We start from the raw sequence: 22,593 nt of genomic DNA on the forward strand, positions 1-22,593 counted from the left end.
CGGACCCCCCGCCTTGCGCGCAAGGGCGATGGTGGGACGGGCCTGATGCGCTGCCTTGGGGGCGACGGGTGTGGCGTGTGGGGCTGGAGCGGGCCGGGGCACCGGTCTTTCGTGCCTGATCCCACGCCCGCAGAGCAGCCGCGCGCCGAAGGCGCGCCTTCGGCCGGGCGGCAGCGACGGGCCGGGCTTTGCCCGGCCCGCACCCCCTTTCCACAAGCACGGCGGGGGGGCAGCGATTTGGCTGGCCGGACGCCTCATGCCGTGCGGAACGGGCACCGGGGTCCGGGCAGTTCCGGGCGGGATGGGCGGAGGGCGATGCCGCGTGCACGTATTGCGCTGTTGCGCCTAGCCGGAGAACGTGGGGTGACGTCGCCGTCGCGAAGTTTGCGTCCCGCGGTGGCCGGGGGCGCTGCGCCCCCCGGACCCCCCGCCTTGCGCGCAAGGGCGATGGTGGGACGGGCCTGATGCGCTGCCTTGGGGGCGACGGGTGTGGCGTGTGGGGCTGGAGCGGGCCGGGGCACCGGTCTTTCGTGCCTGATCCCACGCCCGCAGAGCAGCCGCGCGCCGAAGGCGCGCCTTCGGCCGGGCGGCAGCGACGGGCCGGGCTTTGCCCGGCCCGCACCCCCTTTCCACAAGCGCGGCAGCGGGGCAGCGATCTGGCTGGCCGGACGCGTCATGCCGTGCGGAACGGGCACCGGGGTCGGGGCAGTTCCGGGCGGGATGGGCGGAGGGCGGAGGGCGGAGGGCGATGCCGCGTTCCTTCTCTACCGGATAGGTATATCAAAAAATAATTATTGACTATAACCATTATGCTAATGTAGCTTTCGCTCATGCAAGGGGGGGAAACATGCCGCAAGCCGACCGAACCGAGGATGACGACGAAAGGTCCGAGGTAATGGACAGTGTCCTTGGTGATCTGATCGGCTATCGCCTGAAGCGCGCCTATATGCGCTTTCAGCCCGAGGCGCAGCGCGTGCTGGCCGAGGACGGGTTGAGGGTGGTCAGCTTTTCCTGCCTGTCCATCATTGTGGACAACCCCGGCATCGTACAATCGGAACTTGCCGGGGCCTTGCAGATGGAACGCTCGAATCTGGTCGTCATCATCGACGAGCTGGAGGAGCGCGGCCTGATCGGTCGCAAGCGGGTTCCGACCGACCGGCGGCGCTATGCGCTGACGGCGACGCTGCGCGGGCGGCATTTGCGCGACCGGGTGGCCGACAAGGCACGGATGGCCGAGGATGCGGTCCTTGGCCAGATCGACGACGAGGACCGCGCCCGCCTGATCGCGGTTCTGGAACGGCTGGAGGGCCGGCAGACAGGCTAGAATACAATGATTTGCGCGCACCGGCTGCAACGGGCCGGGCGCAATTGCCAAGGGAGGAGTTTCATGACCACATGTATTGCCACGGTCGCAGTTGCCTGCGCCATCTCGGCGCTGGCCGTTTCGGCCTCGGCCGAGACGATCCGCGCCACCAGCGGCTTTGGCCCGAACCACGCCATCGCAAAGAACGTCTATCCGGCGACGTTCGCAAAGCTGGAGGAACTGACCGAAGGCCGCTGGACCGGGCAGGACACGCCCTCGGGTCTTGTCGCCCCGAACGAGATGTCAAATGCCCTGCGCGACGGAGTCAGCGATTTCGGCCCCATCCTGATCCCCTATTTCGTGTCGGAATATCCCGAAACGAACCTGCCGGCGGAATTGTCCACACTGGGCTCCAGCCCGGCGGTGATCGCGAATGCCGTTACCGAATATGTCGTCACCTGCGAACCCTGCCAGGCCGAGTTCAGCCGCAACGGTCAGGTCTATCTGGGATCGGACGCAACGCCGCTGTATCAGCTTCTCAGCACGAAAAAGGTCACGAAGCTGGCCGATCTAAAGGGCCTGAAAATCCGCAGCGGCAGCCCGTTTTATGCCGCCTTCATCGAAACCATGGGCGGCGTACCGGTGCAGATGCCGTCAAGCGAACTGTTCGAAAGCCTCAGCCAGGGGGTGATTGACGCGACCATCAGTTCCCCGCATGAGGTGATCGCGAACCGTCTGGGCGATGTGACAGGCTTTGTCACCGAAATCGACGAGGGCGTGTTCAACAGCGCCGCCATCACCACCGCCAGCAAGATACTGTGGGAGCGGATGGACGAACAGGACCGCCGGGCGCTTGCCTCGGCCGCACAATTCGGCGTTGCCTCGGGCATGGATGCGTTCGATCAGCAGATTGCCGAAGTCAAGGACAAGAACATGGTCGAGTTCGTCCAGCCCGATCAGGGACTGCTGGATGCGCGCGACGCCTTCAACACCGGCCATCTGGAAAAGGCCGTGGGCATTCTGGAAAGCCGTGGCGTGACGGATGCGCAGGCCAAGGTGGACCGTTACACGGCGCTGATCGAGAAATGGGAAGGGCTGATCCCCGAGGGCGGCGTCTCGGTCGATGAGATGGCGGCGCTGCGCGATCAGGAGATCTGGTCCAAGGTGGATATTGCCACCTACGGTCAGTAAGCCCGGCGGCGCGCGTATGCCGCGCGCGCCCTTTGCCTTTTTCACCGCCAGATACCGGAGGATCGGATGTTCAAACCGGTCGAGACTGTCATTGCGCGGTTCAGCATGATCATGGGCGGCATCGTCTTGCTGCTGATGATGATGCAGGTCGTGGTGGATGTGTTCATGCGCGCCTTTCTGGGCGCGGGATTCCCCGCCACGCCGGACCTTGTGGGCAAGTATTACATGGTCGCGGTCAGCGTGCTGCCGCTGGCGCTGACCGAACTGAAGCGCCGCCATATCGAGGCGACGATCTTTACGCAGGGCCTGTCCGGCGTGCCGCTGAAGGCGGTGCTGCTGTTCGGGTTCCTGGTCTTTGGTACGGTGCTGGCCGTGCTGACATGGGGATCGGCGCAAGAGGCGATCAGCAAGACGCAGCGCGGCGCCTATATCGAGGCCGGAATGATCCGGTTCATCACATGGCCAAGTTACTGGATCCTGCCATTTTCGTTCGGCCTTGCGCTGCTGGTCATCCTGATCCGCATCGCCGAGGTGCTGACCGGCCAGTTCCGCAGCGGCGAACATGACGTGCTTGAGGAATTGCAGGCCCTGAAGGAGGATGTGTGATGGAACCCGTCACGATTGGCATTCTGGCGCTTGTCGCCCTGCTGGCGCTGATCGCGATGCGCGTGCCCATTGCCGCCGCGCTGATCGGGGTGTCGTTTCTTGGCATCTGGGGCATTGCGGGGCTGCGCCCGGCAATGTCGATGCTGTCCACGATTCCCTATACCACCTCGGCAAGCTGGACCCTGTCCTCGATCCCGATGTTCCTGCTGATGGGCTATATCGCCTATCATTCGGGCCTGACGCGCGGGCTGTTCGAGGCCGCGCGGGTCTGGTGGGGCTGGATGCCGGGCGGGCTGGCCATCGCCTCGCTGGCGGGGGCCTCGGGCTTTGCCGCCGTGTCGGGATCGTCGGTCGCCTGTTCCGCAGCCATCGGCCGGATCGCAGTGCCGGAAATGGCGCGGCAGGGATATAACCTGTCCATCGCCACCGGCTCGGTCGCCGCCGGGGGCACGATCGGCGCGCTGATCCCCCCCTCGATCATCCTGATCCTGTTCGGCATTCAGGCGGAAACCTCGATCAACGCGCTTTTCCTTGGCGGGCTGTTCGTGGGCCTTGCCTCGCTGGCCTTCTATATCGCCGCCGTGCTGATCGTCTGGATGCGCGATCCCGCAAGCCTGCCCCGCGCGGAACCCTATACGATGGGCGACCGCTGGCAGAAGACGGCGGAAATCTGGCCCGTTCTGCTGCTGATCGGGGCGGTGTTCGGGGGGCTGTTCAGCGGCTTTTTCACCGCGACCGAAGCGGGCGCGTTCGGCAGCTTTGTCGCCATCCTGATCGCGCTGATCCGCCGGTCGATGACATGGGAGGGCTTCAAGGAAAGCCTTGTCGATACGCTGCTGTCATCGGGGTCGCTGTTCATCATTGCCATCGGCGCGAACCTGTTCACACGGCTGGTCGCGATGTCGGGCCTGTCGATGCAGGTCGGCCATTTCGTCGAGGGGCTGGGGCTGGGTACATTCGCGCTGTTGCTGGCCATCGTGGTGATCTATCTGATCCTTGGCATGTTCCTGGAACCCATTGGCGCGCTGTTGCTGACGCTGCCGCTGTTCCTGCCAATTCTGGCACAGCACGGGGTGGACAAGCTGTGGTTCGGCCTGCTGGTCGCCAAGCTGCTGGAGATCGGGATGATCACCCCTCCGGTCGGCCTGAACGTCTTTGTCATCCATTCGGTCGCGCGCGACTATGTGCGGCTGGAACAGGTCTTTGCCGGAATCGTTCCGTTCATTCTGGCCGATCTGGCGCTGGTCGCCTGCATGCTGGCCATTCGCGGCTTTATATAAGGAGGTTTTCACATGCAGATTTCGGGTCAAACCGCGCTGGTCACAGGTGCCGGCAGCGGACTGGGAGAGGCGACTGCCCGCAGGCTTGCCGCACAGGGTGCCCGCGTCGCGGTGGTGGATCTGTCGCCTGACGCCGCCGCCCGCGTGGCGGACGGAATCGGCGGGATGGCGATTGCCGCCGATGTGTCGGACGCCGCCGCCATTGAGGCCGGGTTCGGACGGGCGGCCGCGGAACTGGGCGTGCCGCGCATCGTGGTCAATTGCGCGGGCATCGGCACGGCGGGGCGCATCCTGCCGCGCGACGGCAAGCTGCCCTTCGAGGCGTTCGAACGCACGCTGCGGGTCAACCTGTATGGCAGTTATGTCGTTCTCAGCCTGGCGGCCCGCGCGATGGCGGCGGCGGATCCGCTGGACGATGACGGCGCGCGGGGCGTGATCGTCAACACCGCCTCGGTCGCCTATCAGGACGGGCAGATCGGTCAGGCGGCCTATGCCGCGTCCAAGGGGGGCATCGCTTCGCTGACGCTGCCTGCCGCACGCGAACTGGCGCGTTTCGGCATCCGGGTGATGACCATCGCGCCGGGCCTGTTCGAGACGCCCATGGCCAGCGGGCTGACGCCGGAAATCAAGGCCTCGCTTGAGGCCGGGCTGCCGTTTCCGTCGCGCATGGGCCACCCGGACGAATATGCCATGCTGGTTCAAAGCATCGTCGAGAACCCGCTGCTGAACGGCGAGGTGATCCGAATCGACAGCGCCGTGCGACTAGCACCGAAATGACCGCCCCGAAGGAGGGAACCATGTCCGATCATGCGAAATACCTGACCACCGAGGTGGACGGCCAGATCGCCACCATCACCCTGATCCGCACCGCCAAGCGTAACGCCATGAGCGACGGGCTGATCGCCGCTATCGAACACGCCTATACGACCATGCCGAAACCGGTGCGCGTCGTGATCCTGACCGGCGCGGGCGGGCATTACTGTTCGGGCCTCGACCTGTCCGAACATGCCGAACGGTCGGCGGAAGAAGGCGTCTATCATTCTCGCTACTGGCACCGGGTCATGGACATGATCCAGTATGGCGGGCTGATCACCGTTTCGGCCATGACCGGCGCAGTCATCGGCGGCGGGCTGGAGCTGGCGACCGCCACCCATGTGCGCATCGCCGAACCCTCGGTGATCTTTCAGTTGCCCGAGGGGCGGCGAGGGATCTTTGTGGGCGGCGGGGCATCGGTCCGGGTCGGCAAGATCATCGGCCCCGACCGGATGACCGAGATGATGCTGACCGGGCGCAAATACAACGCCGATGAAGGCTTGCGGCTGGGGCTTGCGCATTACAGCGTGGCCGAGGGCGAGGCGATGCCGCTGGCACGCAAGCTGGCCGCGCAGATCGCCGGAAACGCACCCATGTCGAATTATTTCATGGTGCAGGCGCTGTCGCGGATCGGCGACATGTCGCGCGGCGACGGTCTGTTCACCGAAAGCCTTGCCGCCTCGATGGTGCAGACCACGCCCGACGCGCAAGAGGGGCTGCGCGCCTTTCTGGAAAAGCGCCCCCCGGTCTTTCGCTGACAGGAGGAAACGATGACACAGATCCCGCCCCTGACTGCGGACAATATCGAGGAACGCGCCGCATGGGCACGCGAACACACGACCGTGCAGTGGATCCCCCATGACACCCTGCGCGAGGATCGTCCGGATGGCACGATCATCCTGCGCGCCGCGCAACAGATCGGCGAGGTGGTCCCGAATACCGGCGCATGGCTACATCACTGGGCCAAGGCCGCGCCGGATCGCGTGGCACTGTCCGAACGCAGCGACCCGTCATCGGCTGACAGCCCGTGGCGCGATGTCGGCTTTGGCGATCTTCTGGGCCATGTCCGCGCGGTCGCCTCGGCGCTGCTGGCGCGGGGGCTGGGTGCGGATGACACCATCGCCATCATGTCGGGCAATGGCATCGACCACCTTATCCTGTCGCTGGCAGGGCAATATGTCGGCGTGCCGGTCGTGCCGCTGGCCGAGCAATATTCGCTGATCGAAGAGGCCCACGGCCGGTTGCTTTTCGTGCTGGACAAGGTGCGCCCTGCCCTTGCCTTCGTCGATGACGCCGCCCGCTATGCCGCCGCGCTGCGTCTGCCCGAACTGGCCGGGGTCGAGATTCTGGCCACCCGGACCCAAGGCGCGCCGCGCGACGTGACCGCCTTCGCCACGCTGCTGGCCACGCCCGACCATCCACGTCTGGACGCGGTGCATGCGACCATCGGGCCGGATACGCTGGCCAAGATCCTGTTCACCTCGGGGTCAAGCAGCGATCCAAAGGGCGTGCTGACCACCCATGGCATGATGTGCGTCAATCAGGCGCAGATGGCGGCGGCGATGCCGCTGCTGGCCGCCTCGCCGCCGCTGATCACCGACTGGCTGCCCTGGAACCACGTCTTTGGCGGCAGTCACAATGTGAACCTGGTGCTGTCGCAGGGCGGCACGCTGACCATTGATCACGGCAAGCCCACGGCACGCGGCTTTGACACCACATTGGCCAACCGCCGCGACCGCCCCGGCACGCTGACCTTCAACGTCCCCGTCGGCTTTGCCATGACCACCGAAGCCGCCGATGCGGATGCCGGATTGCGCAAGGCCCTGTTCGGCACGCTGGACCTGATCTTCTATGCGGGGGCCTCGTTGCCGCAGGATGTCTGGACGCGGCTGGAACGGTTCTGCATCAAGGAACGCGGCGGGTTGCCGATGATGGCATCAAGCTGGGGGCTGACCGAAACCGCGCCGGCCTGCGTGATGGTGCATGAACCCTTTGGCCGGTCCGGCGTGATCGGGGTGCCCCTGCCCGGTGTCGAGGTCAAGCTGATCCCGGATCAAGACATGCGCTGCGAAATCCGGGTGAAGGGGCCGAATGTCTTCAAAGGTTATTTCGGCGATCCCGACAAGACCGCCGCCGCCTTTGACGACGAGGGGTTTTTCATCACCGGCGATGCGGTGCGTTTCGTGAATCCCGGCGACGCCTCGCGCGGGCTGATCTTTGATGGCCGCGTCTCGGAGGATTTCAAGCTGAACACGGGCACATGGGTGCAGGCGGGTACCCTGCGCATGAATGTGCTGGAGCGGTTGAAGGGGCTGGTGCAGGATGTGGTGGTCTGTGGCCATGACCGGGGCGAGATCGGGCTGTTCATCTTTCCCCTGCCCCAGCAGGTCAGCGCCGAAAATACTGCCCATGGTGCCTTTGTCGAACCGCATCTGTCCGCCCGGATCGAGACAGCCCTGCGCGACATGAATCAGGACATCTCGGGTTCGGCAAAACGCATCACCCGCGCGATGATGCTGGCCGAACCACCCTCGCTTGCCGCGCAAGAGGTGACGGACAAGGGCTCGCTGAACGTCAGAAAGATCCTGACCCGCCGCGCCGATCTGCTGGAACGGCTGTATGACAACGAAGACCCGGCGCTTATCCGCGTCTGAGGAGGCATCATGAAGAATATCGATTTCGACAAGGTCCGCGCCATCGACTTTCACACCCATGCCGAGGAATCCTGCGGCTGCCATGCCGATGACGGCTATGACGATCTGCAATCGGCTATGGCGAAATATTTCGGCGCGCCCTGGGCACATCCGCCCACCATCGACGAAACCGCCGCTCATTACCGCGCGCATAACATCGCGGCGGTGATCTTTCCCGTCGATGCCGAACGAGAGACGGGATACCGCCGGTATAACAATTACGAGGTCGCCGAGGCCTGCGCGAAACATGACGACATCCTGATCCCGTTCGCCTCGATCGACCCGGCCAAGGGGAAACTGGGCGCGCGCGAGGCCCGCGATCTGGTGGAAAATCACGGCGTCCAGGGCTTCAAGTTCCATCCGACCATGCAGGGATTCTGGCCCAATGACCGCGCGGCCTATCCGCTGTACGAGGCCATCGCCGAAAGCGGCAAGCCGGCGCTGTTCCATACCGGCCAGACCGGCGTGGGCTCGGGTATGCCGGGCGGCAACGGGATGCGGCTGAAATTCTCGGACCCGATGGTCATCGACGATGTGGCCGTCGATTTCCCCGACATGCCGATCATTCTGGCGCATCCTTCCTTTCCCTGGCAGGAAGAGGCGCTGTCCGTCGCGCAGCACAAGCCGAATGTCTATATCGACCTGTCAGGCTGGTCGCCGAAATACTTTCCGAAAATCCTGATCCAGTATGCCAATACCATGCTGAAGAAAAAGATGCTGTTCGGCAGCGACTGGCCGATGATCGCGCCGGAAAAATGGCTGAACGCCTTTGACAAGGCCGATTTCCGCGACGAGGTCAGGCCCCTGATCCTGAAGGAAAACGCCCTGCGGCTGCTGGGTATTGGCTAAGCCCGCCGCGCGGATCACTGCGCGGCACCATTGAAACGGGAGGATTTCAAGATGTCGTTTTCACCCATATTCATGCGGCCTCTGCCGCCGTTGACCGCCCTGACGCTGTGCCTTGCCGCGCCTGCATTCGCCGCGCCCATGGCCTGCGACGGCCTGACGCCCGAAGCGATGGGCCTGACCGGCGTGACCTTCACCGATGTCGCGACCGTCCCGGCGGGCGAGGACAGCCCCGCCGCGCAATGCCGCGTCCGGGGCCACACCGCCGAGCGTACCGGGACCGACGGCAAACCCTATGCCTTGTCATTCGAGCTGGCCCTGCCCGACGACTGGAACGGCGATTTCGTACATCAGTTCAACGGCGGCAACGATGGCGAGGTTGATCCCGCCACCGGCGCGCTGCGCAGCGGCACGGGCGACATGGCACCGCTTGCGCGTGGTTTTGCCGTGATCAGCAGCGACGCGGGCCATGACGGCAAGGCAAACCCCGACATGGGTCTGGCCGGGGCCGCAGGTTTCGGTTTCGATTTCGAGGCGCGGCAGATGTATGGCTACAAGGCCGTGGAAATCTTGCAGCCGCTGGCGTTGCGGATGGTCGAGGCCTATTACGGCCAACCCGTCGCCCACAGCTATGGCATCGGCTGTTCGAATGGCGGGCGTCACGCGATGGTCGCCGCCTCGCGCATGCCTGACGCGTTCGACGGGCTGCTGGTCGCGGCACCCGGCTTTAACCTGCCGCGCTCGGCGGTACAAAGCGCCGTGGACCTGCAAACCCTGTCCGCCCTGACCGGCGACATCCGTACCTCGCTGTCGCGCGACGACATGGCTCTGGTTGCGGCGGGGGTGTTGGCAGCCTGCGATGCGCTGGACGGGCTTGAGGACGGGCTGGTGCAGGATAATGCCGCCTGCCAGCAGGCATTCGACATCACCAGCCTGCAATGTGCCGAGGGCCAAAGCGATCAGTGCCTTGCTGCGCCCAAGGTCGCGGCGCTGCAAGCCGTCTTTGCAGGCGCGACCGGGGCCGACGGGCAACTGATCTACAGCGAAAAGGTCTGGGACGGCGGCATCGGTGGCGCGAACTGGCGCGCATGGAAGATCGAAAGCACCGTGCCGCCATGGGATAGCATGCCGATCACGGCGGTGATGGGCGCATCCTCGCTGGCCCAGATCTTTACCGTTCCGCCCACGCATGTCGGCAGTGCCCCCACCGATCTGATTGCCGCCAGCCTTGCCTTCGATCCGGCGGTGGATGCGCAACGGATCTTTGCGACGTCGGACGAGTTTCCGGAATCGCCCATGCAGCTTATGACACCCCCCGATGCCGAGGATCCGACCCTGCAGGATTTTCAGGACGCGACTGGCAGAATGATCATCGTGCATGGCAGCAGCGACCCGATCTTTTCGGTCAGTGACACGGCGCGCTGGTATGACCGTCTGAATGCCAATCTGGAGGGCATGGCAGGTGATTTTGTGCGCTTCTATCCGGTGCCCGGCATGAACCATTGCAGCGGCGGGCCTGCGACGGATGCCTTTGACCTGCTGACCCCGCTGATCGAATGGGTGGAAAACGGCACCGCGCCCGAAGCCGTCATCGCCACTGCCCGCGCGGATAACGCCGAGCTGCCCGAGGCACTGCAAGGGGCCAGCCGCCCGCTTTGCCCTGCCCCGCTGATCGCGCGCTATCAGGGCGGCGATCCAAAATCCGCCGACAGTTTCCAGTGTCAATGAGGTTCAGATGATCCCCTTTCAGGCCCCCGTCGATGACATTTTCCTCAGCCTGCGGCGCTTTGCCGGCGATCTGCCGGACTGGGACGCCGATCTGTCGGAACAGGTCGCACGCCATTTCGCCAGCTTTGCCGAAGGGGTGGTCGCCCCCCTGAATGCCAGTGGCGACCGGCAGGGGTGCCGTCTGGAAAACGGCCGCGTACGAATGCCCGACGGCTTTGGCGCGGCCTATGCCAAGCTGGCGGCGGGGGGCTGGCAGGGGCTGACCGCGCCCGAAGAATATGGCGGGCAGGCGCTGGATCATCTGACTGCCGCCGCCATTTCGGAAATATTTTCCGGCGCGAACCATTCGCTGCAAATGGTGACGGGGCTGGTCTCGGGGCTGGTCTCGGTCCTGATGAAGGACGGTACGACCGCGCAGCGCGCAGCCCATATCCCTCGCCTTGCTTCGGGCGAAGTTCTGGCGACCATGTGCCTGACCGAGGCGGGGGCCGGGTCCGACCTGTCGCGTATCCGCACCCGCGCCACAACCGACGGCGGTCACTGGCGGATCAACGGACAGAAGATTTTCATCTCGGGCGGAGATCAGGACATCTCGCAGGGGATTCTGCATCTGGTGCTTGCGCGTACCGGCACGCCCGAGGACGGGGTCAGGGGGTTGTCGCTGTTCCTGAGTTCACCGGAACATGGCGGCATCACCGTAACCCGGATCGAAGAAAAGCTGGGCCTTCACGCCTCGCCCACCTGCCAGATGGAGTTTGACGGCGCGCGGGCCGAACTGATCGGCACCGAGGGCAAGGGGCTGGCCGCCATGTTCACGATGATGAACCACGCGCGGCTGGACGTGGCCTTGCAGGGCGTGGCCCACGCCACCCGCGCCCATGCCATCGCCGCCGCCTATGCCGCAGAACGCCAGCAAGGCCGCCACCCCGATGGCCGCCCCGCCGTTCTGGCCGATCACCCGGATGTGCTGCGGATGCTGGACGAACAGGACGATCTGGCCCGCACCGCGCGCGGCATGTGCCATATCGCGCTGGCCATGATCGAACGCGGTACCAGCCCCGCGCTGGTCGAATTTCTGACCCCGCTGTGCAAGATTTACGCCACCGGGGCCGGGATTCGCGCCGCCGATCTGGGCATTCAGATCCTTGGCGGCTATGGCTATCTTGAGGAATACGGCATGTCGCAAATCTGGCGCGACGCCCGGATCACGGCGATCTATGAGGGCGCGAACGGCATCCATGCGCAGGCGCTGGCAACGCGCGGGCTGCGCCTTGACGCAGGTGCCGCGATCCCGCAATTCGCCGCGCTGGTCACGGGCCTTGCCCCGGACGATGCCGGAATCGCCGCCCTTGCCGATGAATGGCAGGCGCTGGCCCGCGATCTGGCGCAGCAGCAGGATGTCCGGGCGCGAGCTCGGGATTTCGCCGACCGCACGGCTGCATTGCTGGCGGCGGCGGTCCGCATCGCGATTGCGCGCGGCTGACGGTCAGGGCTGCCTGTTCTCTGGGCGGGACAGCCATTGCCGCAAAAATCCGCAGGGTGAACGCATTTGGGCACTTTACAGTTTTCGCGCCAGCGGGTTGTGCTGAGACTAAACAGCCTGTCCCAGCGGAGTGCACGGAATGGCGATACTTGCCCATGTCTATCACCTGACCCACTATCAATATGACCGTCCGGTCACGCTGGGGCCGCAGATCATCCGATTGCGGCCCGCGCCGCACAGCCGCACCCGTGTGGTGTCGCATTCGCTGAAGGTCTCGCCCGCGCTGCATTTCGTGAACCAGCAGCAGGATGTCTATGGCAACTGGCTGGCGCGATTCGTCTTTCCCGAACCCGTACGCGAGTTCAGGATCGAGGTCGATCTGGTCGCCGACATGACGGTCTATAACCCGTTCGACTTTTTTGTCGAACAAAGCGCCGAGGTCTTTCCCTTTGCCTATCCCGACGAATTCGCCGAGGATCTGCGCATCTATCGCACGCCGGAACCGGCGGGGCCGCTGCTGACCCGGTTTCTGGGCGCGGTCCCGCGTTCCGCGCCGAACACCGTGTCTTTCCTTGTCGAACTGAACGCCCGCCTGCAACGCGAGATCGGCTATGTCGTCAGGCTGGAACCGGGCGTCCAGACGCCCGAGGAAACGCTGAAACTGGCGCGCGGTTCCTGCCGCGACACGTCCTGGCTGCTGGTACAGGCGCTGCGGAATCTGGGCTTTGCGGCGCGATTCGTGTCAGGCTATCTGATCCAGCTGAAACCCGACCTGGTGTCGCTGGACGGCCCTGCGGGCACGGATCACGATTTCACCGACCTGCATGCCTGGTGCGAGGTCTATCTGCCCGGCGCGGGCTGGATCGGGCTGGATCCGACATCGGGGCTGCTGGCCGGTGAAAGCCATATCCCGTTGGCCGCCACCCCGCATTACAGCAATGCCGCGCCCATCGTTGGCGGGTTCTCGTCCGCAGGCACGCCGCAGACTGAATTCCATTTCGACATGAAGATCGCGCGTATCGCCGAACAGCCGCGCATCTCAAAACCCTTTTCGGACGAGGCATGGGACGCGCTGGACCGGCTGGGGCATCAGGTCGATCAGATCATGCAAGCGCAGGACATGCGACTGACAATGGGCGGCGAGCCGACATTCGTATCCATCGACGATTTCGAAAGCGCCGAATGGAACACCGCCGCCGTCGGCCCGACCAAGCGCGACCGCGCCGACACGCTGATCCGGCGGCTGCGCGACCGTTTCGCGCCGAACGGCTTTCTGCATTACGGGCAGGGCAAATGGTATCCAGGCGAGACCCTGCCCCGCTGGACCTTTTCGCTGTACTGGCGGCGCGACGGCAAGCCGGTCTGGAAAAACGCCGATCTGGTCGCGACCGAAAGGGCGACCGGGGCCAGCGCGGAACAGGCGGATCGCTTCCTGTGCCGTTTTGCCGAAAACTTGGGGTTGAACCCGGCCTTCGTGCATCCCGCCTATGAGGATCCGGCGGAATGGATTCTGAAAGAGGCAGAATTGCCGGTCAATGTGACACCCGGAGATTCGCGCCTGAAAGACCCCGAGACGCGGGCGCGGATCGCACGGGTCTTTGCGCGCGGTCTGGGGGTACCGGCGGGCTATGCCCTGCCGCTGCAACGGCAGTGGCAGGCACGGGCCAGCGGGCATCAATGGCGCTCGGAACAGTGGGAAACGAGGCGCGGGCATCTGTTCCTGGTACCGGGCGACAGTCCCGTCGGCTTTCGCCTGCCACTTGGTGCGCTGCCTTACATTCCGCCGGCATCCTACCCCTATATCTACGCACCCGATCCGACCGCCGCGTTGACCGACCTGCCCGATTTCCACGCCCGTCAGCAGACCCGGCGTCAGTCGCTGATGGAAGAGTTGCAGCGCATCGCCGGGGAAGAGGCCGCCTTCCTGCCCGAAGTCACGCCGGGGCACAGGCAACCGGTATCCGATGTGGCAGCCCCGGAAGGCGGAACGGTTGCCCCGCGCAACGTCGCGCCCGAGGCGGGGTTGAGCGGTTCCATCCGCACCGCCATCGCGGTCGAGCCGCGCGACGGTCGTCTGTGCGTGTTCATGCCACCGGTCGAGACGCTGGAGGATTATCTTGATCTGCTGGCCACCGCCGAGGAAACCGCCGAACAGCTTGGCCTGCCGATCCACATCGAGGGTTATACCCCGCCGCAGGACGCGCGGCTGAACGTGATTCGCGTTGCCCCTGATCCCGGCGTGATCGAGGTGAATATTCACCCCGCCCATGACTGGCCCGATTGCGTGGCGATCACCAACGGCGTCTATGACGAGGCGCGGCAGACCCGGCTTGGCGCCGACAAGTTCATGATCGACGGCAAACATACCGGGACGGGCGGCGGAAACCATGTCGTCGTGGGCGGGCTGACGCCCAATGACAGCCCCTTCCTGCGTCGGCCCGATCTGCTGAAATCGCTGATCCTGCACTGGCAGCGCCATCCTTCGATGTCCTATCTGTTCTCGGGGCTGTTCATCGGCCCGACCAGTCAGGCCCCCCGCATCGACGAGGCGCGGCACGATACGCTGTATGAACTGGAAATCGCGCTTTGGCAGATCGCCGCTCCGGGGCAAGGGCCGGACACGCCGCCCTGGCTGGTGGACCGGCTGCTGCGCAATATCCTGATCGACGTGACCGGTAATACCCACCGCGCCGAAATCTGCATCGACAAGCTGTTTTCGCCCGATGGCCCGACCGGGCGGCTGGGTCTGGTCGAGTTTCGCGGCTTTGAAATGCCTCCCGACGCGCGGATGAGCCTGGCCCAGCAGGTACTGATCCGGGCCTTGCTGGCGCGGTTCTGGAAAGCGCCGTTGGGGGGCGATCCGATACGTTGGGGCACGGTTCTTCATGACCGCTTCATGTTGCCGCATTTCGTCTGGCAGGATTTTCTGGACGTGCTGCGCGACCTGCGTGATCACGGCTTTGACATGCGCCCCGACTGGTACGAAGCGCAGGCCGAGTTCCGCTTCCCCTTTGTCGGCGAGGTCGAATACGAGGGCGTGCATCTGGAACTGCGGCAGGCGCTGGAACCGTGGCATGTCCTGGGTGAACGCGGGGCCATCGGCGGCACGGTCCGCTATACCGACAGCTCGGTCGAGCGGATGCAGGTCAAGCTGACCGCACCCGCCACGGGCCGCTATATCGTCTGCTGCAATCGCCGCCCCGTGCCTCTGACCCCGACGGAAACCTCGGGTGTGGCCGTTGGCGGTGTCCGCTTCAAAGCCTGGCAACCAGCCGAAGGGATGCACCCGGTCCTGCCGGTCAACGCCCCGCTGACGCTGGATATTTTCGACACCTGGACCGGACGCGCCCTTGGCGGCTGCACCTATCACGTCGCCCATCCCAGCGGCCGCAATTACGAGACCTTCCCCGTCAACGCCAACGAGGCCGAGGCGCGCAGGCTGGCGCGGTTCGAAAAGATGGGCCACAGCGCCGGCAGTTATTGGCCGCAGCCCGAAAGAACCGCGCCCGAGTTTCCGATGACGCTGGACCTGCGCAGGACGTCAAGCTATTGAGAAATGGTGGAAACCGCATGGAATGTCATAGGACCGGATCTTGCCCGGTTTCTCGCGGCCTATCCGGCGCGAACAGGTGCGGCGGATGAACTGCTGCAACCTGACGGCAGCTTGCGGCCCGTGTGGCAGCCGCTGGTTCAGCTTCTGGCCAGCGAAAGCCCCGCCGAACTGACTGCGCGCTTTGCCCGTGGCGATCAGTATCTGCACGACACCGGGGTCTATTTCCGGCAACATTCGGGCAATGGCTCGATGGAACGGGACTGGCCGCTAAGCCATGTCCCGGTGGTCATCGGCGCGTCGGAATGGACAGAACTGGCCGAGGGAATCGTGCAGCGGGCCGAACTGCTGGAACAGGTGATGGCCGATCTTTACGGATCGGCCACTCTGGTACGCGACGGGCTGTTGCCTGCCGAACTGATTGCCCGCAACCCCGAATGGCTGCGCCCGATCGTCGGCATGACCCCGCATTCCGGCGATTTTCTGCATTTTCTGGCCTTCGATGTCGGTCGCTCGCCGGACGGGTCATGGTTCGTTCTGGGCGACCGGACGCAGGCGCCGTCGGGGTCGGGCTTTGCGCTGGAAAACCGCATCGCCACCTCTCGCGTGTTTCACGATCTTTATCCGCAGTCCAATGTCGAACGCCTTGCCGGGTTCTTTCGCCGGTTCCGCGATCAGTTGAACAACCTGCGCCGCGATGGCGATGGTCGGGTCGCGATCCTGACGCCGGGACAGCACACCGACACCTATTTCGAACACGCCTATATCGCCCGTTATCTGGGCTTCTTGCTGCTGGAAACGTCCGAGATGACGGTCGCCAATGGCCGTCTGTCGGTGCAGACGATCAACGGGCCCGAACCTCTCAGCGTGGTCTGGCGGCGGCTGGATTCGCGCTTTGCCGATCCGCTGGAACTGGACGAAAGCTCGACCATCGGCACGCCGGGGATGATAGCCGCGCTGCGATCAGGCTCGTTGACGATGGTGAACTGCCTTGGCTCGGGCGTGCTGGAAACCCCGGCGCTGCTGGCCTTTCTGCCGACCATCGCGCAACATTTGCTGGGCCAGCCGCTGAAACTGCCGAATATCGCGACATGGTGGTGTGGCCAGGCCGCCGAACGCGCCTATGTCCGCGAGAACCTGCACCGGATGAAGATCGGTCCGGCCCTGTCTACCCGGCAACCCTTTGACCGCGACGGCTCGACCGTGCTTGGCGGGAAATTCCGTGGGGCACCCCCCGATTCGGTTCGTGACTGGCTAGAGGATGAAGGCTGCAATCTGGTCGGGCAAGAGGCCGTGACCCTGTCCACCACACCCGCGATGATCGACGGACAGCTTGTACCGCGCCCGATGATGGTGCGGGTTTTTGCGGCACGTACGCGCGAGGGCTGGACCGTGATGCCCGGCGGCTATGCCCGCATCGGCCGTACCGAGGATCCGACCGCGCTGGCCATTCAGGCAGGGGGATCGGTCGCCGATGTCTGGGTCGTCAGCGATCACGCCGTGGGCTATGACACGCTGACCCCACCCGCCGATGGCCCCTTCATCCGCCGCATGCCGGGCCTTCTGCCAGCGCGCGCCGCCGACAACCTGTTCTGGCTGGGCCGCTATGTCGAGCGGACTGAAACCGTCGTGCGCCTGCTGCGCGCCTATCATCAGCGGCTGGAAGAGGCAGGCGGAACACCTCTGCCGCTGACAGACTATCTGGCCAGCTATCTGGGTCAGATGAACCTTGATCTTGACCGCGCCGTCCCTGACGAGCTGTTACAGCTTTTCGATCTGTCGCTGGCCTGCGCGGCCAAGGTGCATGACCGCTTTTCCGTTGATGCCTGGAACGCGCTGAACGATCTGTCGCGCACCGCGCATGCGATGGCGAAGCGCATCAGCAATGGCGACGATGCCGCCCGCGCCATGAGCGTGCTGCTGCGCAAGCTGGCGGGCTTTTCCGGGCTGGTGCATGACAACATGTTCCGCTTTACCGGCTGGCGCTTTCTGGCAATGGGCCGGGCGCTGGAACGTGCGCTGCAATGCGCGCGCTTTCTGGGCGCCCTGACCAACCCCACCGCGCCGCAGGGCTGCATTGATGTCGCGGTCGAGGTGGGTGACAGCGTCATGACTCACCGCCGCCGCTATTCGGTCGAGACGAATATCCCGACCGTGATCGATCTTCTGGCACTGGACGGCGACAACCCCCGCTCGATCCGGTCGCAGATCGACATTCTGCGCGAACAAGAGGCCCTGCTGCCACGCGGCGACGAACCGCCGGGCCTGACCCCGGCTGCAAAGATGATCATGCAATTGCAGACCGCTCTGGCCGTTGCCGAACCCGAAGATATCACCTGCGACCGCCTTGTCGGCATCGCCTCCGAGATCGCCGCGATCTCGGAGGCCCTGTCGCAACGCTATCTGGGTTAGGCGATGACGACCGCCTCGCTTTACGACATCGGCCTGCGCATCGGATACGATTACGACCACCCCGCCGCCGCGAATCGCACGATTCTGCGAATGCTGCCGCTGACCCGCCCCGGACAGCAACTGATCACCGGGCTGGTCGGTGCCGATCCGGCCCCGGATTTCCGTCGCGACGGGGTGGATTTCTTTGGCAACCCCATGGCCGAAATGGCCTTTGACCGCCCGTTAGGGCATATCGAGTTCCGGTTTCATGGCCGGGTCAGGGTCGAAGCCTCGGAGGCGGGGCTTGATCTGTCGCAGGGGCTGGCGGAACTGGCCGCTGAAATCACCGCCTGCCGCAGCATTCGCCCTGACTCGCCGCATCATTTTCTGGGCAGTTCGCCGCGTGTCCGGCTGGACCGCGAATTTTCGGATTTCGCGGCCGAGGTTCTGGCGGGTCCGCCCGCCTCGGCGCGGGAGAGCGCGATGACAATCTGCAACGCGCTGCATGACGAATTCGACTTTGACCCAAGCGCCACCGATGTCACGACCTCACCGCTTGAGGCGTTTCGCAACCGTCGCGGCGTCTGTCAGGATATCAGCCACGCGGCCATCGCGGTGCTGCGCGCGGCGGGGATCCCGGCCGGCTATGTCTCGGGGTTCATCCGCACCAGCCCGCCTCCGGGCCAGCCCCGGCTGGAGGGGGCCGACGCCATGCACGCCTGGGTGCGCGTCTGGTGCGGTTCCGAAACCGGCTGGATCGAAATTGACCCGACCAACGCCATGTTGGCGGGCAGCGACCATATCGCTGCCGCCATCGGTCGCGACTATTCCGACATCGCGCCGGTCAAGGGGGCGATGCGTTCGGTCGGGCGGCACCGCACCTATCAGCGGGTCGATGTCGTGCCGGTAGGCTGAGGCACGCGCGGCAATCAGATCATGGCCAGATTGCCGGTCGCCACCGCAACGGCGAAAACAATCAGATTGGCCAGCGCATGCGCCGCAATCGCGTCCGAGATGCGGCCCGCGCGCCCGGCGACATAGGAAAAGGCAAGCCCGGCGACCAGCGCCTCGATCCATCGGTCATGCAGGGCGGCAAACAGGCCCGCCGTCACCAGCGACGCCAGCAGACAACGCCCCCGCGAAGCGGCGGCCCCCAGTTCGGCACCCCGGAGCCTGCTTGCCAGATAGTCGCGGAAAAACAGCTCTTCCACCAACGGGACCAGCAGAACGGTGCCGATGCCGCGAAAGACAAACCACAGAATGACCAGACCGCCGCCAAGCGCGCCATAGGGCGGCGGCCCTTCCGACGGCACCACGGGAATCGCCACCCACATCACGCCAATGGCCGCACCAATCCCCCATGACAGCGGCGAGACCGCCCATGGCAGCTTGCGCAGCTCTGGCCAGACCAGCCAGATCACCGCCCCCAGCAGCAGCACCCGGATCGGATAGAACATCGCCGGGTTCTGGCTGATCGCAGGGGCGACAACCGCAGTCAGCATGAAGATCGCAAAGGGCAGGATCCGGGCGGCAACGGGATCCTGCCGCAGGGGCGGCAGTGGGCGCGACGCAACCGGCTGCGCCGACTGCCGGTGCAGCCACGGCAGCTTTTGCGCAACCGCAATGATCCCCAGCGCAACCAGAGTGAACATGACCCATCCGGCATGGCTGTGAAACCCGCCTACAGCCAGTTGCGGATGCCCCTCAAGCCCGATGATCAGCAATGCCGCGATGCGCACCACATTCAACAACGCGCTGGCGGCAATCCCCATGGGATACAGCAGCAGCGCACGCGGAAACCGCAGATCCTGACGGAACAGCCACAGATACAGGCTGACAAAAATCGTGACCAGCGCGATCCCCTCAAGCCCGGAACAGGCGGGCGCGACCGCGATCAGGAAATCCTGCGATCCGATATGTTTGCGCACCGGATCGGCGATAACGTCATAACCCAGCACCCGGATCATCCCCGTCACCGCGCTGAAAGTAGCGTCGGCGATCAGCTCGATCCGCCAGATCGGCTGCAACCGGGCGGCCAATGCCGGGGCCAGCGCACCCGCCACCACCACCACGGACAGGGTCGGGCCAGCCTCGCGCAGGAACACGCGCCATCGCGCCACCGGCGCAAGCCAGCCCAGCAACCCGGTCAGCAGCAGCGCCATCCCCGGCACCCACAGCAGAAACGCAAGCGGCATCATCCGCGCGCCATCGCCTTCCCGCAGGAACAGCACCGGGATCATGGCCAGCCCGAACCCGGCAAGGTTCAAACCCAGGGCGCGGGCGTCATGCCCCGTCTCGGCCAGCAATCCCCGGAACAATGAGGGCCGCAGCAGGGCGAACAGCCCGATCGCGGCGATCACGCAATACAGCGCCGCAAGGCTTTTGCTGGCGGTCCCGCAGGCCGCATTTCCCCAATTCGCCCGACAGTCGAAATTGATCCCGAATTTATAGACAAAACCAATGACGAGAAATTCGAAAATAAGCAAAAACGCCGCACCCAGCAGGGGACGGAATGGCAAGCGGGCAGCAGTTGCACCGACAACACTCATGACAACGACTTCCGGATACCTTCAGGTAATGACAGGCCCGCTTTTGGGGCGGGCCTGTCCGTTCTATTGTATCGGTTTAACTTAGCTGGCCCGACGACGACGTTCCCAGGTCAGCAGCACGATGGCAGCCAGAGCAGCCAAAGCCGCCGTGCCTTCCAGTGCGCTGATTTCCGGAACGGCGTGCGGCGGCGGGCAAACGCCGCCACCACAAGCGAATGCGGCCGTGGCACTCATCATCGAGGCCGCAGCGGCAGCAGCACTTACCAAACCGCTTACAATAGCATATTTTTTCATGGTTCGAACTCCTGAAAACAGACGGTGGTCCAAGTTACCGTCACTCTCATCAACATGACTGTCTAATGGACAGCCTGATCCCACACCTTGGACGTGCGGGATTTCTGCGGCGCCACCCAAAATCGGGTGACGCCGCGTCGTTCTTACACGCAAACGCATTCCTGCGTCAGCTCGTCAAAGGGCACGCCGATGATAAACGGCTGAGCATTGCCGGCGGCTTCTGCCGCAGCCGTCGGATCCAGAACCAGACCGACGATGTCACCCTCACCCGGCACATAGCCGTCACCCTGCGCCTTCGCCAACTGATATATCTCGTTCGCATTGGCATTGGTTCCCAACCCGTTTTGAACGAACACGATGTTATCGGTCAGCCCCCAGATCGCGCCCTGGATTTCAGCCTCGGTATAGTTGGTACCGGTGTTGTCACCGTTATCCTGCGAAGTGAAGTCCTGATTCAGGATCCAGTTAATAGAGTCCAGATATTCGGGATGAGAAACAACCCCCGTCGGTACCGAGCCTTCCTTGGCAAGGTAGAAGTTATAGGGGATCGACACACCTGTGCTAATCGGTTCATAGGCCGACAGGCAATAAGCCGCCTCAAAGATGATGCCGTCAAAGCGATCATCACCGGTACCCGACAAGGTCGCGTTGTAGAAATCCCCGCCAAAGGTCTTGTCAAGGGTCAGCAGCAGGTTTCCGCCGGCGGGAAGGCTGGCTTCGATCGTTTGCAGCGTGTTGGTCGCACCGCAGAAGGTCATGGCGACATTCGCCGTGTCGAAACCACCATTTCCGTCGCTGATCTGATAGCTGTAGGTCGCGTTGTTATGCGTCCCGATCAGCGCCGCCTCATAGCTGGTGCCGGTCGCGTCAAAGACCAGTTGCCCGGCCGTCAGCGTGATCTTGACCCCATCCGAAGCCGTGACGGTCTGCCCCTCGGTGATCGTCTGACCGGCCACCTGCGTGATGGTCAGGTTGTCGCCATTCGGATCCGTATCATTGGCCAGAACGTCGATCGCCTTCGGCATGTCAGCACAGGTCTTGCCGCCATCGTCCTTTGCATCAGGGGCATTGTTCAGCTTGACCAGACCCGCATCGACGTCGCGTTCAGCCTCGCCGATGGACAGGTTGATGGTCCCGGTCAGACCGCCCGTCCCCGCATCGCTGTCATTATTCACAGCATCCGGGGCGACCGTGCTTTGCGTCGTGAACTCGTAACCGTTCGGGGCCACGAATTTCACCTGATAATTGCCCGCGTTCAGGTTGCTGAACAGATAGTTCCCGTTCGCATCCGTCACCTGCGTCGCAATTACCGCGCCGGTCGTCGGGTTGATCAGTTGAACCGTCACGCCCTGCGCCCGGCCCTCGCCAGCATCCAGCGTGCCGTTCTTGTTGGCGTCGTACCAGACCGTATCGCCAAGCGAGGCCGTCCCGGTGTCTTTCTGCACCAGACCCGCATCGACATCGCGTTCAGCCTCGCCGATGGACAGGTTGATCGTGCCGGTCAGACCGCCCGTCCCCGCATCGCTGTCATTATTCACAGCATCCGCAGCAACCGTGCTTTGCGTCGTGAACTCGTAACCGTTCGGGGCCACGAATTTCACCTGATAATTGCCCGCATTCAGGTTGCTGAACAGATAGTTCCCGTTCGCATCCGTCACCTGCGTCGCAATCACCGCGCCGGTCGTCGGGTTGATCAACTGAACCGTCACGCCCTGCGCCCGGCCTTCGCCAGCATCCAGCGTGCCGTTCTTGTTGGCGTCGTACCAGACCGTATCGCCAAGCGAGGCCGTCCCGGTGTCTTTCTGCACCAGACCCGCATCGACGTCGCGTTCAGCCTCGCCGATGGACAGGTTGATCGTTCCGGTC

At 64.3% G+C, this 22,593-nt stretch carries 16 protein-coding genes; 13 read left to right on the top strand and 3 right to left on the bottom strand.

Translation table 11 applies throughout. From position 1 onward, the window contains the following. The first annotated feature begins 847 nt into the window (after positions 1-847). The 13 genes from ACK5L9_RS20395 to ACK5L9_RS20455 all read left to right on the top strand — a co-directional run bounded on the left by ACK5L9_RS20395 (position 848) and on the right by ACK5L9_RS20455 (position 18,799). The gene (locus ACK5L9_RS20395) at positions 848-1,324 is read left to right on the top strand and encodes a MarR family winged helix-turn-helix transcriptional regulator (protein WP_416913287.1); all 477 of its coding nucleotides are present in this window, start codon (positions 848-850) and stop codon (positions 1,322-1,324) included. A 63-nt stretch (positions 1,325-1,387) separates the two neighbouring features. Next, positions 1,388-2,494 carry a C4-dicarboxylate TRAP transporter substrate-binding protein gene (locus ACK5L9_RS20400; RefSeq protein WP_416913288.1) on the top strand — a complete coding sequence of 369 codons (1,107 nt, stop codon included), beginning with the start codon at positions 1,388-1,390 and terminating at the stop codon, positions 2,492-2,494. Positions 2,495-2,560: 66 nt separating this feature from the next. Next, positions 2,561-3,100: a TRAP transporter small permease gene (locus tag ACK5L9_RS20405; RefSeq protein ID WP_416913289.1), complete on the top strand. Its 540-nt coding sequence runs from the start codon at positions 2,561-2,563 to the stop codon at positions 3,098-3,100. Continuing rightward, a complete protein-coding gene (locus ACK5L9_RS20410) occupies positions 3,100-4,380 on the top strand; it encodes a TRAP transporter large permease (RefSeq protein WP_416913290.1) in 1,281 nt (426 codons plus the stop codon). Before ACK5L9_RS20405 ends, ACK5L9_RS20410 begins: the two co-directional genes overlap by 1 nt. Before the next feature lie 12 nt (positions 4,381-4,392). Beyond that, positions 4,393-5,157: an SDR family NAD(P)-dependent oxidoreductase gene (locus tag ACK5L9_RS20415; RefSeq protein ID WP_416913291.1), complete on the top strand. Its 765-nt coding sequence runs from the start codon at positions 4,393-4,395 to the stop codon at positions 5,155-5,157. A 20-nt stretch (positions 5,158-5,177) separates the two neighbouring features. After that, positions 5,178-5,951: a crotonase/enoyl-CoA hydratase family protein gene (locus ACK5L9_RS20420; RefSeq protein WP_416913292.1), complete on the top strand. Its 774-nt coding sequence runs from the start codon at positions 5,178-5,180 to the stop codon at positions 5,949-5,951. A 12-nt stretch (positions 5,952-5,963) separates the two neighbouring features. Beyond that, on the top strand, positions 5,964-7,847 hold the full coding sequence (locus tag ACK5L9_RS20425) for a feruloyl-CoA synthase (protein WP_416913293.1): 1,884 nt from the start codon (positions 5,964-5,966) through the stop codon (positions 7,845-7,847). Between the two features lie 9 nt (positions 7,848-7,856). Beyond that, positions 7,857-8,735: an amidohydrolase family protein gene (locus tag ACK5L9_RS20430; protein ID WP_416913294.1), complete on the top strand. Its 879-nt coding sequence runs from the start codon at positions 7,857-7,859 to the stop codon at positions 8,733-8,735. A gap of 51 nt (positions 8,736-8,786) precedes the next feature. Beyond that, complete coding sequence (locus tag ACK5L9_RS20435) at positions 8,787-10,460, top strand: tannase/feruloyl esterase family alpha/beta hydrolase (protein ID WP_416913295.1); 1,674 nt, start codon at positions 8,787-8,789, stop codon at positions 10,458-10,460. Positions 10,461-10,467: 7 nt separating this feature from the next. Beyond that, positions 10,468-11,943, top strand: a complete 1,476-nt coding sequence (locus ACK5L9_RS20440; protein WP_416913296.1) for an acyl-CoA dehydrogenase family protein — start codon at positions 10,468-10,470, stop codon at positions 11,941-11,943. A 139-nt stretch (positions 11,944-12,082) separates the two neighbouring features. Continuing rightward, complete coding sequence (locus ACK5L9_RS20445; protein ID WP_416913297.1) at positions 12,083-15,496, top strand: DUF2126 domain-containing protein; 3,414 nt, start codon at positions 12,083-12,085, stop codon at positions 15,494-15,496. Between the two features lie 3 nt (positions 15,497-15,499). Further along, positions 15,500-17,905 carry a circularly permuted type 2 ATP-grasp protein gene (locus ACK5L9_RS20450; RefSeq protein ID WP_416913298.1) on the top strand — a complete coding sequence of 802 codons (2,406 nt, stop codon included), beginning with the start codon at positions 15,500-15,502 and terminating at the stop codon, positions 17,903-17,905. A gap of 3 nt (positions 17,906-17,908) precedes the next feature. Continuing rightward, complete coding sequence (locus tag ACK5L9_RS20455; protein WP_416913299.1) at positions 17,909-18,799, top strand: transglutaminase family protein; 891 nt, start codon at positions 17,909-17,911, stop codon at positions 18,797-18,799. 14 nt (positions 18,800-18,813) lie between these two features. Here ACK5L9_RS20455 and xrtE read toward each other — a convergent pair whose 3' ends face one another. The 3 genes from xrtE to ACK5L9_RS20470 form a co-directional block, all read right to left on the bottom strand. Further along, positions 18,814-20,433, bottom strand: a complete 1,620-nt coding sequence (gene xrtE / locus ACK5L9_RS20460) for an exosortase E/protease, VPEID-CTERM system (protein ID WP_416913300.1) — start codon at positions 20,431-20,433, stop codon at positions 18,814-18,816. Between the two features lie 81 nt (positions 20,434-20,514). Next, entirely contained in the window at positions 20,515-20,727 is a 213-nt protein-coding gene (locus ACK5L9_RS20465) for a hypothetical protein (RefSeq protein ID WP_416913301.1), read from the bottom strand. A 143-nt stretch (positions 20,728-20,870) separates the two neighbouring features. After that, the coding region (locus ACK5L9_RS20470; RefSeq protein ID WP_416913302.1) for an SdrD B-like domain-containing protein at positions 20,871-22,593 on the bottom strand (1,723 nt) is incomplete at its 5' end.

Source organism: Paracoccus sp. (in: a-proteobacteria), assembly GCF_047973135.1.
Taxonomy (GTDB): domain Bacteria; phylum Pseudomonadota; class Alphaproteobacteria; order Rhodobacterales; family Rhodobacteraceae; genus Paracoccus.

Bases quoted from the DNA above. Each gene is read 5' to 3' on its own strand.
- ACK5L9_RS20410 (WP_416913290.1), top strand. From the start codon at position 3,100: ATGGAACCCGTCACGATTGGCATTCTGGCGCTTGTCGCCCTGCTGGCG.
- ACK5L9_RS20450 (WP_416913298.1), top strand. From the start codon at position 15,500: ATGGTGGAAACCGCATGGAATGTCATAGGACCGGATCTTGCCCGGTTT.
- ACK5L9_RS20395 (WP_416913287.1), top strand. From the start codon at position 848: ATGCCGCAAGCCGACCGAACCGAGGATGACGACGAAAGGTCCGAGGTA.
- ACK5L9_RS20435 (WP_416913295.1), top strand. From the start codon at position 8,787: ATGTCGTTTTCACCCATATTCATGCGGCCTCTGCCGCCGTTGACCGCC.
- ACK5L9_RS20415 (WP_416913291.1), top strand. From the start codon at position 4,393: ATGCAGATTTCGGGTCAAACCGCGCTGGTCACAGGTGCCGGCAGCGGA.
- ACK5L9_RS20425 (WP_416913293.1), top strand. From the start codon at position 5,964: ATGACACAGATCCCGCCCCTGACTGCGGACAATATCGAGGAACGCGCC.
- ACK5L9_RS20405 (WP_416913289.1), top strand. From the start codon at position 2,561: ATGTTCAAACCGGTCGAGACTGTCATTGCGCGGTTCAGCATGATCATG.
- ACK5L9_RS20445 (WP_416913297.1), top strand. From the start codon at position 12,083: ATGGCGATACTTGCCCATGTCTATCACCTGACCCACTATCAATATGAC.
- ACK5L9_RS20440 (WP_416913296.1), top strand. From the start codon at position 10,468: ATGATCCCCTTTCAGGCCCCCGTCGATGACATTTTCCTCAGCCTGCGG.
- ACK5L9_RS20400 (WP_416913288.1), top strand. From the start codon at position 1,388: ATGACCACATGTATTGCCACGGTCGCAGTTGCCTGCGCCATCTCGGCG.
- ACK5L9_RS20420 (WP_416913292.1), top strand. From the start codon at position 5,178: ATGTCCGATCATGCGAAATACCTGACCACCGAGGTGGACGGCCAGATC.
- ACK5L9_RS20465 (WP_416913301.1), bottom strand. From the start codon at position 20,727: ATGAAAAAATATGCTATTGTAAGCGGTTTGGTAAGTGCTGCTGCCGCT.
- ACK5L9_RS20455 (WP_416913299.1), top strand. From the start codon at position 17,909: ATGACGACCGCCTCGCTTTACGACATCGGCCTGCGCATCGGATACGAT.
- ACK5L9_RS20430 (WP_416913294.1), top strand. From the start codon at position 7,857: ATGAAGAATATCGATTTCGACAAGGTCCGCGCCATCGACTTTCACACC.
- xrtE (WP_416913300.1), bottom strand. From the start codon at position 20,433: ATGAGTGTTGTCGGTGCAACTGCTGCCCGCTTGCCATTCCGTCCCCTG.